Source organism: Pseudomonas sp. NFACC51 (genome assembly GCF_900103575.1).
GTDB classification, from domain to species: Bacteria; Pseudomonadota; Gammaproteobacteria; order Pseudomonadales; family Pseudomonadaceae; genus Aquipseudomonas; species Aquipseudomonas fluorescens_Q.
This window is the reverse complement of the sequence record NZ_FMXH01000021.1, coordinates 32,410-47,268: the sequence shown is the minus strand read 5'-3', so window position 1 is coordinate 47,268 and position 14,859 is coordinate 32,410. Positions and strand designations below refer to the sequence as shown.

The 14,859-nt window shown below is 60.9% G+C and carries 13 protein-coding genes and 1 pseudogene; 1 reads left to right on the top strand and 13 read right to left on the bottom strand.

What is annotated here, in order from left to right:
• Nucleotides 1-183: 183 nt before the first annotated feature.
• From BLT00_RS28715 to BLT00_RS28680, 8 genes and pseudogenes are all read right to left on the bottom strand, one after another.
• A pseudogene (locus BLT00_RS28715) lies at nucleotides 184-390 on the bottom strand (DUF6124 family protein); the annotation flags it as partial.
• A gap of 1,071 nt (nucleotides 391-1,461) precedes the next feature.
• Entirely contained in the window at nucleotides 1,462-2,568 is a 1,107-nt protein-coding gene (gene thiO, locus BLT00_RS28710) for a glycine oxidase ThiO (RefSeq protein ID WP_092150590.1), read from the bottom strand.
• 55 nt (nucleotides 2,569-2,623) lie between these two features.
• Nucleotides 2,624-3,025 (bottom strand): type IV pilin protein, encoded by a 402-nt coding sequence (locus tag BLT00_RS28705; protein WP_092150593.1) that lies wholly within the window; start codon nucleotides 3,023-3,025, stop codon nucleotides 2,624-2,626.
• Nucleotides 3,026-3,036: 11 nt separating this feature from the next.
• A complete protein-coding gene (locus BLT00_RS28700; RefSeq protein ID WP_092150596.1) occupies nucleotides 3,037-6,135 on the bottom strand; it encodes a pilus assembly protein in 3,099 nt (1,032 codons plus the stop codon).
• Nucleotides 6,125-6,598 carry a pilus assembly PilX family protein gene (locus BLT00_RS28695; RefSeq protein WP_175456263.1) on the bottom strand — a complete coding sequence of 158 codons (474 nt, stop codon included), beginning with the start codon at nucleotides 6,596-6,598 and terminating at the stop codon, nucleotides 6,125-6,127. The genes BLT00_RS28700 and BLT00_RS28695 overlap by 11 nt, the downstream gene beginning before the upstream one ends.
• A gap of 11 nt (nucleotides 6,599-6,609) precedes the next feature.
• Nucleotides 6,610-7,323, bottom strand: coding sequence for a PilW family protein (locus BLT00_RS28690; RefSeq protein WP_092150601.1), 714 nt, complete (start codon nucleotides 7,321-7,323; stop codon nucleotides 6,610-6,612).
• On the bottom strand, nucleotides 7,320-7,781 hold the full coding sequence (gene pilV / locus BLT00_RS28685; RefSeq protein ID WP_092150604.1) for a type IV pilus modification protein PilV: 462 nt from the start codon (nucleotides 7,779-7,781) through the stop codon (nucleotides 7,320-7,322). Before pilV ends, BLT00_RS28690 begins: the two co-directional genes overlap by 4 nt.
• Nucleotides 7,778-8,251 (bottom strand): GspH/FimT family pseudopilin, encoded by a 474-nt coding sequence (locus tag BLT00_RS28680; RefSeq protein WP_092150607.1) that lies wholly within the window; start codon nucleotides 8,249-8,251, stop codon nucleotides 7,778-7,780. The genes pilV and BLT00_RS28680 overlap by 4 nt, the downstream gene beginning before the upstream one ends.
• A 260-nt stretch (nucleotides 8,252-8,511) precedes the next feature.
• Here BLT00_RS28680 and BLT00_RS28675 point away from each other — a divergent pair, with 260 nt between their 5' ends.
• Nucleotides 8,512-9,027, top strand: a complete 516-nt coding sequence (locus BLT00_RS28675; RefSeq protein ID WP_092150609.1) for a GspH/FimT family pseudopilin — start codon at nucleotides 8,512-8,514, stop codon at nucleotides 9,025-9,027.
• On the opposite strand, the gene ispH is transcribed toward BLT00_RS28675, so the two are convergent.
• From ispH to ribF, 5 genes are all read right to left on the bottom strand, one after another.
• Nucleotides 9,004-9,951: a 4-hydroxy-3-methylbut-2-enyl diphosphate reductase gene (ispH, locus tag BLT00_RS28670; protein ID WP_063324307.1), complete on the bottom strand. Its 948-nt coding sequence runs from the start codon at nucleotides 9,949-9,951 to the stop codon at nucleotides 9,004-9,006. The genes BLT00_RS28675 and ispH overlap by 24 nt on opposite strands.
• Before the next feature lie 108 nt (nucleotides 9,952-10,059).
• Complete coding sequence (fkpB, locus tag BLT00_RS28665) at nucleotides 10,060-10,497, bottom strand: FKBP-type peptidyl-prolyl cis-trans isomerase (protein ID WP_063324306.1); 438 nt, start codon at nucleotides 10,495-10,497, stop codon at nucleotides 10,060-10,062.
• Nucleotides 10,490-11,002 (bottom strand): signal peptidase II, encoded by a 513-nt coding sequence (lspA, locus tag BLT00_RS28660; RefSeq protein WP_063324305.1) that lies wholly within the window; start codon nucleotides 11,000-11,002, stop codon nucleotides 10,490-10,492. The genes fkpB and lspA overlap by 8 nt, the downstream gene beginning before the upstream one ends.
• Complete coding sequence (gene ileS / locus BLT00_RS28655; RefSeq protein ID WP_092150611.1) at nucleotides 10,995-13,826, bottom strand: isoleucine--tRNA ligase; 2,832 nt, start codon at nucleotides 13,824-13,826, stop codon at nucleotides 10,995-10,997. The genes lspA and ileS overlap by 8 nt, the downstream gene beginning before the upstream one ends.
• Nucleotides 13,827-13,839: 13 nt before the next feature.
• Nucleotides 13,840-14,778: a bifunctional riboflavin kinase/FAD synthetase gene (gene ribF, locus BLT00_RS28650; RefSeq protein WP_063324303.1), complete on the bottom strand. Its 939-nt coding sequence runs from the start codon at nucleotides 14,776-14,778 to the stop codon at nucleotides 13,840-13,842.
• Between the last annotated feature and the right edge of the window lie 81 nt (nucleotides 14,779-14,859).

Here is a 14,859-nt window from a genome sequence, read left to right as displayed (position 1 = left end):
AATGGCAGGATCTACACCGAACTGTGTGGCGAGGGGATTTATCCCCGCTGGGCTGCGCAGCAGCCCCGAACCTGGCACCTCGGTGTATCAGGTTGTTTGAGTAGCTGCTTTTTGGGGCTGCTTCGCAGCCCAACGGGGATAAATCCCCTCACCACAGGTGCTGTGTTCGCCTTGGCAGCTTTTCTAGCCCTTCGGCACCGGCACCTGCTCGTCCAGCACACGATTGGCTAGCAACTCACTCAACTCGATCAGCTGTTGCACGCCCAATGCAACATGCCGTCGCGAACCGTCGAGTTCGAAGGCCAGGTCGCTGATTGTTGCGCTGGCTGAGGCCAGGGTTTCGCTGAGGTTGGCGAGGAGGCATTCGGTGTCGATGCCTTCCACGACGGTGGGAGGAGGTTAGTCGGAGCCCTTCCCACTCGGCAACCGCCAGAGATCGTCGGAAAATTCATCTCGATTCAGAATTTTGTCCGACCTTTCTCACAAATCTGGTTTGGCTGTCAGGGCATCGGGAGTGTGTATATCCGTTTCTGCGGTAACGGCTACTTAGGGTTCCGCCCTGACGGCGGGTCACTTTCGAAAAGCGCGAAAGTAACCAAAGCGCTTCTGCCCCACCACTCGGCACCTCGCCTAGGCTCGGTGTGCCCTCACTCCGGCATTGCTCCGTGGGCCGCCGCGAAGGGCCATCCATGGCCCAGCGCGGCTAACCCGGCATCCATGCCGGGTTGCCCACTGCGCAATGCCTGCGTTCGGCCATCGTGGTTAACGGGGCGCCGAGATCAACGTCCACCGCGAGGCGGCCTGATAGCCGGCCTGGTTGGGGTGGGACCGCGTTTCTCCTGTGGGAGCGGGCTTGCTCGCGAAGGCGATGCCACTGTCGATGAGGATGTTGTGTTTGCTGGCCTCATCGCAAGCAAGCTCGCTCCCACAAGGGATGGGTGGCGTATACAAATTTTGTGATTGTTGAAGGTCGAAAATGTGGAAGCGAGCTTGCTCGCGATGACAGCAGTAAATCCAACCGCTATGTCACGGAATTACCGCCATCGCGAACAGGCTGAGGCTATGAAGGTGCGACCGCAGTCAACAGGATGTCGTATGTACCGGCCTCTTCGCGAGCAAGCTCGCCCCCACAATTGGGTCGGAGTACGACAAAGAGACAGGTCGGCTATAAGGCCGCCTCGCGGTGGACGTTGATCTCGGCGCCCCATTAACCACGATGGCCGAACGTAGGTATTGCGCAGTGGGCACCTCGGCATGGATGCCGAGGTAGCCGCGCTGGGCCATGGATGGCCCTTCGCGGCGGCCCACGGAGCAATGCCTACGTTCGGGCATGCCGAGCCCTAGCGAGGCACCGAGTGGTGGGGCTAAAGCGTTTTGCTTACTTTTGCGCTTTTCAAAAGTGAGACGCCGTCAGGGCGGAACCCTAAGTAGCCATTACCGCAGCAACGGATATGTACCCAATCAAAAAACCAACCGTCCCGCCGGCGCATAAGGCGCAGGATCAATCACCGCCTCCCGCCCCAACATCAGGTCCGTAAACAACCGACACGAAGCCGGCGCCAACACCAACCCATTGCGATAATGCCCACAGTTCAACCACAAACCGCCAACCCCCGGCACTTCGCCGATATAGGGAATGCCCTCTGGCGACCCCGGCCGCAGCCCAGCCCAATGCCCAACCACCTCAGCCCCCGCCAGCGCCGGAATCAACTGCTGCGCCGAAGCCTTCAGGCTGTCCAGGGCAGCATCGGTCGGCGTCTTGTCGAAGCCCTCACGCTCCAGCGTACTGCCAACCAGGATATGCCCATCGCGACGGGGAATCGCATAACGCCCCTTGGCCAACACCATGCTCGACAGAAAATCCGACGCACACTTGTACAAAATCATCTGGCCCTTGACCGGCTCGACCGGCAACTTCAGCCCCAGCGTCTTGAGCAACTCACCGCTCCAGGCACCTGCAGCCAGCACCACCTGGTCGCCACGTATCGGGCCCGCCGAACTGTCCACCCCGATAACAGTCGCCCCCTCGCGAATGAACCCACTGACCTCACAGTGCTCATGAACCTCGACGTTGGGCAGCGCCAGCAAGGCCGCCTTGAGGGATTTCACCAAGCGAGGATTACGCACGTTGGCCACATCGGCCATGTAGATCGCCCGGGAAAAACCAGGACCCAGTACCGGCACGGCATCATGAACAGCGGAGATATCCACAGCTCGCAGCGGGCGCCCTTCCCGCTCAGCCCAGGCCAGCGCCTCATCCTGATCGTCCAGGTCCAGCCAATACAGACCGGTGACATGCACTTGCGGATCAATCCCGGTCGCCGCGAATAAACGCTCGCCCAGCTGTGGATAAAAATCCTGTGACCAATGGGCCAGCGCCGTGACTGCTGGGCTATAGCGCCAGGGATACAACGGCGACACGATACCGCCGCCGGCCCAGGACGACTCCTGGCCGAGACTGGAACGGTCCAGCAACACCACACGCTGCCCTTCGGACGCCAGATTGAACGCCGTCAGCAGGCCAATGACTCCGCCGCCGACAATCACCACTTGCTGTTGCCTGGTCATGTTCTGATTCGACTCATAAGACAGAGGGCGCAAGGCTGCGCCCGAAAAAAGAAACTCAGCGGCCCCAGCAATCCTTGGCGGTCATCCCGGCGGCGGTGTTTTCCACAGTTCGTGCGCCGGTATTGGTGATTCTGAAGTCACCGCATTTATCCGTGGCCATGGACGAGCCGCTCCTGCGCACAGCCGTCAGGATGAAGCTCTGATCCGTCAAAGTCTGGGTAATGGTATAGAAATCGTTGCCGCTGCTCAGGCCAGTCGCATCGGTGTAGCGGTTGTTCTTCGAGTAGTAGCGCTCGAGAATTTGCGCCTGCTCCGATAACAGCCCGGCAATTTCAGCCCGTCGGCCCTTCTTCATGTATTCGGTCAGGCTCGGATAGCCGACGGTGATCACGATACCGATGATCGCAATCACGATCATGATTTCGATCAAGGTGAAACCTCGGTTGGATCTGCGCATGCCTTGCCTCTTCATTGTATTTGTCGCCACATGATGCGGCGGCTGCCGCCCACGGATTTTTCCAGCAGTTCGGTGATGTTGCCGCTGGAGTCGTTGACGATCATGTTGGTGGCCCCGCTGGCGCTGACGACGGCGCTCAAGGTCGGGATTCCCCCCGTGAAGACCACCCCGCTGGAAATCGTGTCGGAGCTGTTGATCGTGCCATCGCCGTTGGTATCGAGCACCGCATAGTTGAGCATCTTACCGTTGAACGCATCCAATTCGATCAGTTTGCCGGTACCGAAGCTGGCACAAGGGTCGGTAGTGTCCACGGCGGCCGTGGTAAAGACCACGCGGCCGCTCACCAGATTGGCCGGGTTGATCACCCGCTCCCCGGTCAGCGCATTGTTGTACACCAACGGCAGGTACCAACCCTTTTTCGTCGGGTAAGCCACGTCGGTCTGGCTGGTCGTCACGAACTGCCCCGTGCTGCCCGAGAACACCCCCGTGATCGACTGGGCTTGCAGGTTCGACACGGTGATTTGCCCGGCACCGCCGGTGGCGTCCCATATCGAATAGAACCCTTGCAGGTCCTTGTTGAGTTTATCCGCCGTTTCGTTGAACTTGCCGGTGCCGAAAAACACCTGGGTACCGCCCTGCGGGTTGTCCGCCAGCAGCGGTTGAACGGTGATCGGCTGAGTCGCGCCACCGGAGGTGGTGAACAATGGTTGGCCGGCAAACGCCACACCCCAAGCAGTCGGGGAAGTGCCGCTGAGGTCGAACTTCCACAGCCGCCCTCTCAAGTCGCCCCCGTACGCGGCCTGCACCACGTTCTGGGAGTTGACCCGCAGCTTGACCGACGACAAGCCATTACCGGTCTCGCTGCTGTTGATGACGATTTTCCTGATCAACGAGCCGTCGCGGATATCCACCACGTACAGCGCCGCGACACCGCTATTGCTGCCGTAGCCGTTAGAGATGAACGCCGCCCAGCGCCCATCCGCCAGGCGGGCGACTTCGGGGCGGGCGTAGGCGTAGCCCAGGTCATTGAAAGCGTTGGCGGTGTTGGCAACGGTTGGCGCACTGATTTCCCACAATGCCCGCAACACATTGCCCGCCGTCGCATCGAACAGCTGAACCGCATAGAACGTCTTGCCCCCAGCACCAGTGCCGCCCAGGGCCACCGTCTTCCAGACACTCCCCGATTGCGTATCGAATACGCCGACCTGCCCATCCACCAAAAACTTGTGGCTCACGCCATTGACGTAGTTGGTGTCGGCAATGTTCTGCAGCGATGGCAGCACGCTCGACGGCATATAGGCATATCGTCGCGTACCGTTCGCACTGTTGATGACGCTGAAAAAACCGTCGTTGGCGTTCACCACCAGGCTGGTATTCATGTTCGCCGCCTTGGTCGTCAGATACGTGCTGTAGCTGGTGTCGTTGAGCAAATCCGCGGCGGTCTGTTCATTGGGTGAGGCCAGCACCAACGGCGAGTTGATGATGTCCCCCAGCAACACATTGCGCACCTTCAAGCCGGTTTTATTGACGCCCTTGCTCCACTCCACCAGATCGTTGCCGGTGATTCCCGTAGGCAGGTTCTGGCTGAGGCTGCTTTGCTGGGCAGGTGAAAGGTTAGCGTAAGCCAGGGTCACAGGCGCATTGGTCGCGGTATTCCACGACTGATAAATCGGCGCCGTGGCGCCGGGCACGATGGCCGTGTCGGTGGTCCATTGCATCGCAGCCCTGTTGACCGTGCCTGCCGAGGTGAAGCCGAACGCGCGGATGGTGCCGCGCCAATCCTTGGGGTCATACGTGGTCTGGTAGTAACTGGAGGTGCTGGACAACGTGGCGGCATTGGTCGTGCCGGCGCCCCCGGATCCAGCCTTGGAGGTAATGTCGCTCAGGGCGGAGGCCAACGCTGAGTTGAGGCCTTCGCTGTCGGTCGCCGGATAATACTTACCCGCGCCGTAACGGGCGGCGTCGGACAGCATCGGATTGGTGACGGCAAAACCCACGGTGTAGGTATTGAGGTACTGCCGGGGAAAATCCGTGGCGTTCCAGCTCTGGCCGGTGGCGTCGGTGCCGGTGGAGCGCATGTCGATGTCGAAGGCGAACTTGGCGATGTCGTCCAGGTAAAGCGTGTCGCCCTCGCCGTTACCACTGAGATCGGCGCCATCGTTGTTGATACCATCCCAGTTCGGCAGCCGGGCCAAGCCCTGCGGGTCGTTGGTGGGGAACGTCCGGTCATAGGTGGGCAACCCGTCGGTGATCACCACGCCGAAATTTTTCTGGCAACGGTACTGGATCGGGCTGGTGTAGGTGGTCGGTGTGCTGTTGTAGTACGGCGCCATGCCCCTGAAGTAACGGGTGACTTCGTAATAGCTTTCGGCCAACGGTGTATTCGCGACGGCGCCCAGGGCGTTGATGGCATTGATCAGGGCGCTGTAGTTGGTGTTGGCCTGGGTCTGGGTCACGCTGCCACTAACCGGTGACAGGTCGCTGATGGCGCGGGCGATGTAGCCACCCGGGCCAGAGTTACTGCTGTTGGGCGGGTTGAACGTGGCGAGGCCAATGCGCAAGGCGCGGTTGCTGGCGACCAGGTCGTTGGAGACATCCCGTGCCACGTTGATTCGATAATCGTTGGGAATCGTGCCGGTGGTGAAATCCCGGCTCGATCCGTTGGCCAGGGTTACCAGATACGCCAGGTACTTACCGGTATAACGGGTATTGCCGCCTCCCACAGGGTCTGGCAACCGAAGGCACACCCGCCCAATGCTGGGTCGATAGAAACCGTACCAGCCAGACGAGCAGCCGCCACGCAACAGACCTACCAACAGGATGTTCGAATCTTCCAGGTCCAGCTCATACCTGTCGTTACAGTTGTTACTGGCGCTGCAGGCATAAGTGCGCGTCTGCGTCGCCGCCGGATCAAACCCCGCCGCCCAGATAATGTTGTTCATGCTTCCCGAATCATCGATCAGCAGCATCACGTTCGGCGTGACCGCAGCCGCACTCAACAGCGGTGAATCCGAAGGCGTGAACGCATAGGCCGGGACTGTTAGATAAAGACTGAGCAGAATTCCCCACAACGTCTGCCTCCAGCCACAACACATTTCCCTATTTCGCATAGATGCTCTCCACCACGCTGCGCTGGTTATTACCCACCACAGCCACCGCCGTGACGCGATACAGGGTCACCGGTAGAGTGTTCAACTTGACCGCGTCCTGCGTGGTGCCGATGTTCTGCACGCCATAGAACCCTCCAGCCGTGGCGACCCACGTCACCCCCGACGTAGAGTTGCGCCCAGCCACCGTGAGAGTTGCCGACTCGGCCGGTGGCGCGCATTGAATCGTAGTAGTACAGACTGGCAACGAATAAGCCTCGACCTGCACTGCACTCTCGCCGACCCGCAACGCGGCCTCGGCGATCTGGAAGGACTGGTTGCGCTGCATGACGCTGCTGGTCATTTTTTCCTGGAGGGTGGCGCTCTGCATCGACGACAGGCCAATCAGCGTCAGCAGCAACAAAAACACCAGGCTGACCAGCAATGCCATGCCTTGCTGGCTATGTTTCATGGGAGGTAGATTCATAGATCATTCTCTCACCTGAGCCGGTTACGCAAAGCGGCAACTACATTGAAGGTTTGATCATGCACTGTGTTTTTTGGGTCGAAGAGTGTGAGGGTCAAACGCACACTGCGGATTTCCGAGCTGGACGGATTGCTACTGTAGGAGACGGCAGCGTCGACCTCGTCGCTAGCAGCCACGCCAAACGTCACGTCGAACGCCCGTACGTTGTCCACCAGCACCGACAGGGTCGGCGGATTGGCGGTGCCGCTGCCCAACAGCAATTGATTGTTGTTGAAGCTGTAGACCAGTCGACGGATCGGGAAGGCCAACTGCCCCGTCGCCGGCACCCGCGCGTTCGAGTAGGCCGTCGCCGAGGTACGGCAATCGGAGACGACGGTCCAGGTCGGCGCGCTACCGCCACTCCCAATGTCCGCGGTGACCAGGGTCAACCTCCGGTTGGCGTTATCCCAACGGATTGGAGTGGTCTGGCTGGCAGCGAAACTGTTATCCGTTGAGGCATCGATGATGGTCGCCACGCAACCGAACATGCCCACCATGCGAATTTCCTGGACCATTTTGCTCAAGGCAAACCGCGCATCCTCCTGAATCACCGCGGCGGCATTCTGGCTGACGTAGGTATTTTTGGCGGCAATGAAAATCTGCACGACGCCCAGCACGACGATCAGGCTGAGCACCAGCGCGATCATCAATTCAATCAGGCCGAATCCCCGGCAATGTCGGTTCATGGTGGCGTCCCCACCGGATCGACGGCGACGCGACTGGTCAGTACAAAGCTGCGTCGCGCCTCGGCCGCGTCGGTGGTGTTGGCGGCCCGGGCGTCGTCCCAGGAAATGGTGATGGTGTAGACCCGCTGGTTCAGCGCAATGGTGCCAGTGGCCGTGGCGCCGCCGAAGGCAACGATGTTGGTCTTGAAATCGTAGAGGTCCTGGTCCCGCGCCACGTTGAGGTTCGGCGAGCTGGGCGGTGTGATGGTGTAGTCGGCGCCGGAGTTGGCGCGAATGCGGTCCAGCAGGTCGTAGGCAATGAAACTGGCCTGGCTGGTCATGCGCGAACTGTCGGTGTACTTGAGCGCATTGAGCTGGATCATCGCCGCCCCCAGCAAACCCACACCGAGGATCAGCACCGCCACCAGCACTTCGATCAGCGTCATGCCTGCCTGCACCCTGTTACTGCAACCCTTCATCCGCAACTTCCACCCAATACGATTCGTCCATTGAGGCAAACATTCAGCGTCCGGCTCTGCGCCCCCCTTACATAATTGAAACTCACCGGTGTGGCCGGGGCCGACAACCCACCGAGGTTGTTGAAATCAATATTGCTCACCTCTGAGGTTAGCGTCAGAGTCGCGCCGCTGCTCATCGCTGGAACAACCCGCAATACAGTGGGCGACGAGCCAGTACTGTCATACACCGTGAGTTCGCTGCTCCAGGCCGCGCCGTCGACCCTGGGGCGAATTCGAGTGGTGGTACCCCGATCGATCGCCTCCATCCGGGCGAAGTTCAATGCCCGGCGCAGATCGCCGATCTCGGTGTCAGCCTTGGTGCTCTGCATCGACCCGGTAAACGCCGGTACCGCCATGGTGATCAGGATCAGCAGCACGCCCAAGGCCACCAGCACCTCGATCAGCGTGAAACCTTTTGTACGAAGATCCATCGATGCCCTCCGTTGCCGCCGGCTATACCTGCTTGTACACGCTAGAACAAACCACTGCCGTGTGCCCAATACTGCCCTGTGGTGAGGGGATTTATCCCCGCTGGGCTGCGCAGCAGCCCCAATGAAGCTGATTACGATCCAACCTGACACCGTGCGGAGGTTGGTCTGGGGCCGCTGCGCAGCCCAACGGGGATAAATCCCCTCGCCACAATGGGCTATAAAACCTGAATCCGCTTCACATTCTCCAGGGAGGAGATCTCATGCACCAACAGGGCTTCAGCCTCATCGAACTGCTCATGGGACTGGCGATTGCGGCAATTGTTCTGCCGTGGGCCAGCGCAAGCTATACAGCGCTGGTCGAAGCCACCGAGCGCAAAGACGCCGCGCAGTTGCTGGCCAGTGGTTTGCGCATTGCCCGCAGCGAAGCCATCACGCGCAGCCGGACCGTCGTGATCAGAGGGATAGACAACGATTGGGGCCGAGGCTGGCGCATCACCCTGGACGATAAGGAGAAGACCTTGCTGATGGAGCGCAGCGGTCGCGCGCGAGTGATAGGCAACCGGCCGGTGAAGCGTTCGGTGAGGTTCGGCAGCCAAGGGCAAGCGTTACTGCCCAGCGACGCATTCCAGGCCGGCACACTGCATGTCTGCGCCAAACGCGAGCCGGTCAGTCACCATCAGGTGGTGCTGGCGCGTAGCGGACGCATCAGCCTGCGCAGCGAGAAAGCCGAGCAGGCATTGTGCGAAAAAGGCTTAAAGCAGGGAGCGAACGCGTAGTTCCTTGGGCATGGAGAAAGTGATGTTCTCCTCGCGACCGGCCAACTCATCGGCCCCGGTGGCGCCCCAGGCCTGCAATTGCTGGATCACACCGCGCACCAATACTTCCGGCGCGGAAGCGCCAGCGGTGATGCCGATGCGCTCGACCCCATCGAACCAACTGCGCTGCATGTCCTCGGCACCGTCGATCAGGTAGGCCGGGGTGTTCATGCGTTCGGCCAGCTCACGCAAGCGGTTGGAGTTGGAGCTGTTCGGGCTGCCGACCACCAACACCACGTCGCACTCATTCGCCAGTTGCTTGACGGCATCCTGACGGTTCTGAGTGGCGTAGCAGATATCGTCCTTGCGCGGACCACCGATGGCCGGAAAGCGCGAGCGCAGGGCATCGATCACACGGCTGGTATCGTCCATGGACAAAGTGGTCTGGGTGACAAAAGCCAGGCTCTCAGGGTTGCGAACCTGCAGGGCCGCAACGTCCTCCTCGTCTTCGACCAGGTAGATCGCACCGCCGTTGCTGGCATCGTATTGGCCCATGGTGCCTTCGACTTCCGGATGGCCTTCATGACCGATCAGGATGCATTCACGACCATCACGGCTGTAGCGCGCCACTTCGATGTGCACCTTGGTCACCAATGGGCACGTCGCGTCGAAGACCTTCAGGCCACGGCCGGCGGCTTCGGTGCGTACTGCTTGGGAAACCCCGTGGGCGCTGAAGATCACGATGACGTCGTCGGGCACCTGGTCCAGTTCCTCGACGAAAATCGCCCCACGGCTGCGCAGGTCTTCGACGACGAATTTGTTGTGGACCACTTCGTGGCGCACGTAAATCGGCGGCCCGAAGACTTCCAGGGCGCGGTTGACGATTTCGATCGCCCGGTCCACACCGGCGCAGAAGCCACGGGGGTTGGCGAGTTTGATTTGCATGCTGTGCCTCGTGTCTTGCGCGCAAGAAATTGAATCAGTGCAATCCAGTGTGGGAGCGAGCTCGCTCCCACACGGGATCGGGTGGCAGCAGAAGCCGCCCGTCAAATGTTAAACCGCCTTGACCTCAAGGATTTCCACTTCGAAGTTCAAGGTCTTGCCCGCCAGCGGATGGTTGAAGTCCACGGTCACCTGGGCGTCGTCGAAAGCCTTCACCACACCTGGCAGCTCGGTATTGGCCGCGTCGTTGAAGATCACCAGCAAGCCCTGGGACAGCTCCATGTCCTGGAACTGGGAGCGTGGCATGGTCTGCACGTTTTGCGGGTTGGGCTGACCAAAGGCGTTTTCTGGCGGTACGACCACGGTGCGCTTGTCGCCGGCCTTGAAGCCGAAGATTGCCGCTTCGAAGCCTGGCAGCAGGTTGCCATCACCGACCTTGAACACTGCCGGCGCCTTGTCGAAGGTGCTGTCGACGGTGTCACCGTTTTCCAGGTACAGGGCGAAGTGAAGCTTCACTTCAGTGTTTTGAGCGATACGCTGCTCAGTCATGGACGGCTTCTCCGGTTTTCTTGCTCTTGAACATGTCCAGGGCGAGCATCACCGCGCCCACGCTGATGGCACTGTCGGCAAAGTTGAACGCCGGGAAATACCAGCGGTTCTGCCAATGCACCAGGATGAAATCGATCACATGGCCCAGAGCAATCCGGTCGTAAAGATTGCCCAGTGCGCCACCGAGCACCAACGCCAGTGCCACGGCCAGCCAGGTCTCGTCGCGGCCCAGGCGTTTGAGCCAGACCACGAGCACCGCGCTGACCACGACAGCGATCAGGGCGAACAGCCAGCGCTGCCAGCCCGAGCTGTCGGCCAGGAAGCTGAACGCTGCGCCAGTGTTGTAGGCCAGGGTCCAGCTGAAGTAGTCAGGGATGACCACGATCTGCTGGTACAGGGTCAACGAGCTTTCGAAGTAGAACTTGCTGGCCTGGTCGATGACCAGTACCAGCACGCTCAACCACAGCCAGCCCAGCCGTCCGAAACGGCCCGCCGTGTTAGGCATAATGACGAACCTCACCGGTGCCGCTGATGTTGTCGACGCAACGCCCGCAGATTTCCGGATGCTCCGGGTTCACGCCGACGTCTTCGCGGCAGTGCCAGCAACGGGCGCACTTGGTGTGGTTCGACTTGACGATCTTGAGCTTCAAACCGCTGACCTCAGTGGTCACCGCATCGGCCGGCGCCTGCACGAAAGGCGCGACGCTAGCGGTAGAGGTGATCAGCACGAAGCGCAGTTCGTTGCCCAGTTTGGCCAGGTCGACGTCCAGGGCTTCTTCGGCGTAGAGGGTCACCTCGGCTTGCAGGTTGCCACCGACGGCCTTGGCCGCGCGCTGGATCTCCATTTCCTTGTTGACCGCTGCCTTGACCGCCATGATCCGGTCCCAATAGGCACGGTCCAGTTCGAAGCCCTGGGGCAACTCGGTGAGGCCTTCATACCAGGTGTTGAGCATCACCGATTCGTTACGCTCGCCCGGCAGGTATTGCCACAGCTCGTCGGCGGTGAATGCCAGGATCGGTGCGATCCAGCGCACCAGCGCCTCGCTGATGTGGAACAGCGCGGTCTGGCACGAACGACGGGCCTTGCTGTTGGCGCCGGTGGTGTACTGGCGGTCCTTGATGATGTCGAGGTAGAAACCACCGAGCTCCTGCACGCAGAAGTTGTGGATCTTGGAGTAGACGTTCCAGAAGCGGTATTCGCCGTAATGCTCCTGCAATTCGCGTTGCAGCAACAGGGTACGGTCCACGGCCCAACGGTCCAGCGCGAGCATTTCTTCGGCCGGCAGCAGGTCGGTGGCCGGGTTGAAACCGGTCAGGTTGGAAAGCAGGAAGCGCGCGGTGTTACGGATCCGCCGGTAGGCGTCCGCGCTGCGCTGCAGGATCTGCTCGGACACGGCCATCTCGCCGGAATAGTCGGTGGACGCCACCCACAGGCGCATGATGTCGGCACCCAGGGTGTCGTTGACCTTCTGGGGCGCGATCACGTTGCCCAGGGACTTGGACATCTTGCGACCGGACTCGTCGACGGTGAAGCCGTGGGTCAGCAGTTCGCGATACGGCGCGTGGTTGTCGATGGCGCAACCGGTCAGCAACGAGGAGTGGAACCAGCCACGGTGCTGGTCCGAACCTTCCAGGTACAGGTCGGCACGCGGGCCGGTCTCGTGGCCCATCGGGTGCGAACCGCGCAGCACGTGCCAATGGGTGGTGCCGGAGTCGAACCAGACGTCCAGGGTGTCGCTGATCTTGTCGTACAGCGGCGCTTCGTCACCCAGCAGCTCGGCGGCATCCATCTTGAACCAGGCTTCGATGCCTTCGACTTCGACGCGCTTGGCCACGGCTTCCATCAGTTCAACGGTGCGCGGGTGCAGCTCACCGCTTTCCTTGTTCAGGAAGAACGGGATCGGCACGCCCCAGTTGCGTTGGCGGGAGATGCACCAGTCTGGACGATTGGCGATCATCGAGTGCAGGCGCGCCTGGCCCCAGGCGGGCACGAACTGGGTCTCTTCGATGGCCTTGAGCGAACGCTGGCGCAGGGTGTCGCCAGTGGTGGGCTGCTTGTCCATGCCGATGAACCACTGCGCGGTGGCGCGGTAGATCAGCGGGGTCTTGTGGCGCCAGCAGTGCATGTAGCTGTGTTCGATGACGGTGGTGTGCAGCAGCGCGCCGACTTCGGTCAGTTTGTCGACGATGGCCGGGTTGGCTTTCCAGATGAACTGGCCGCCAAAGAACTCCAGCGACGGCACGTACACGCCATTGCTCTGCACCGGATTGAGGATGTCGTCGTTGACCATGCCGTATTTCTTGCAGGTCACGAAGTCGTCGACGCCATAGGCCGGTGCGGAGTGAACCACGCCAGTGCCAGCGCCCAGTTCCACGTAGTCGGCCAGGTACACCGGCGACAGGCGGTCATAGAACGGGTGACGGAAATTGATCAGTTCCAGTGCCGAACCCGGGGCGGTGGCGACCACCGAACCTTCGAGGTTATAGCGGGCCAGGCAGGATTCGACCAGTTCTTCGGCCAGCACCAGCAGCTTGTCGCCGACGTCGACCAGGGCGTAGTTGAATTCCGGGTGGACGTTCAGCGCCTGGTTGGCCGGGATGGTCCACGGGGTGGTGGTCCAGATCACGATCGCGGCCGGCTTGGCCAGCTTGCCCAGGCCGAACGCGGCGGCGAGCTTGTCTTCATCGGCGATCGGGAACGCGACATCGATGGTCGAGGACTTCTTGTTCTCGTACTCGACTTCCGCCTCGGCCAGGGCCGAACCGCAATCGAAGCACCAGTTCACTGGCTTGAGGCCCTTGAACACAAAGCCGCCCTCGACGATTTTCGCCAGGGCACGGATTTCGCCGGCTTCGTTCTTGAAATCCATGGTCTTGTACGGGTTGGCGAAGTCGCCCAGCACGCCGAGGCGGATGAATTCGGACTTCTGCCCTTCGATCTGCTCGGTGGCGTAGGCACGGCACAGCTCGCGGGTCTTGTCCGCGCCCAGGTTCTTGCCGTGGGTCACTTCCACCTTGTGCTCGATCGGCAGGCCGTGGCAATCCCAGCCCGGAACATAAGGCGCATCAAAACCCGACAGGGTCTTGGAACGGATGATCATGTCCTTGAGAATCTTGTTCAGCGCGTGACCGATGTGAATGGTGCCGTTGGCGTACGGAGGACCGTCGTGCAGGACGAACTTCGGACGATCCTTGCCAATTTCGCGCAACTTTCCGTACAGGCCAATGCTGTCCCAACGCTGCAGAATCTGTGGTTCGCGCTGAGGCAGGCCGGCCTTCATTGGGAAGGCGGTGTCCGGAAGGTTTAGCGTGGCTTTATAGTCGGTCATTTAAGGCTCTTCATTAGCGATTGGCGCTGGTTGCGACAAGGGCACGGGCGGCGGCGATATCTGCATGGATCGCCGTCTTGAGCGCCTCCAGAGAGGCAAAACGCTGCTCTTCACGCAGCTTTTGGTGGAAAACCACCGTCAAACGCCGGTCATACAGATCGCCGGCAAAATCCAGAACATGTACTTCGAGGTGGGCCTTGCCATCCCCTTGGACCGTGGGCCGTACGCCGATATTGGCGACACCGGGCCAGGTCTTGCCGTCGATCTGGACGCTCACCAGGAACACACCGGTCAGCGGCACACGACGACGCTTGAGTTGCACGTTGGCCGTCGGCGTGCCCAATTGGCGCGCCAGCTTCTGCCCGTGCAGGATCCGTCCGGCAATCCGGTACGGCCGGCCGAGCAAGCGCTCGGCCAATTCGAAGTCGGCAGCCGCCAGGGCATTGCGGACCTGGGTGCTGCTGACGCGCAGGCCATCGATCTCGACCGTCTGTGCCGCTTCGACGGTGAAGCCTTGGACGATACCGGCCTGTTGCAGGTAGTCGAAATCCCCCGAGCGGTCACAGCCGAACCGGAAATCATCGCCGACTTCCAGATGCTTTACGCCCAGACCGTCCACCAGGATCGTGTCGACGAACTCGGCGGCGCTGAGCTTGCTCAGGCGCTGGTTGAAGGCCAGGCACAGGACCCGGTCGACGCCTTCGGCGGCCAGCAATTGCAGTTTATCCCGCAACCGGGCCAGACGGGCCGGGGCGGTGTCCGGGGCGAAAAACTCCCTGGGCTGCGGCTCGAAGATCACCACGCAGCTCGGCATACCCAATTCCAGCGCACGCTCGCGCAGCCGCGCCAGGATAGCCTGGTGGCCACGGTGAACACCGTCAAAGTTGCCAATAGTGGCGACACAGCCCCGATGTTGGGGGCGCAGGTTGTGGAGGCCTCGAACCAGCTGCATAACGCGCTTCTTGCTCATAAAGTGGCCGATTATAACCACACCCGGCGGCCGACGACAGGCAACACCGCACCCCAAAGTGAT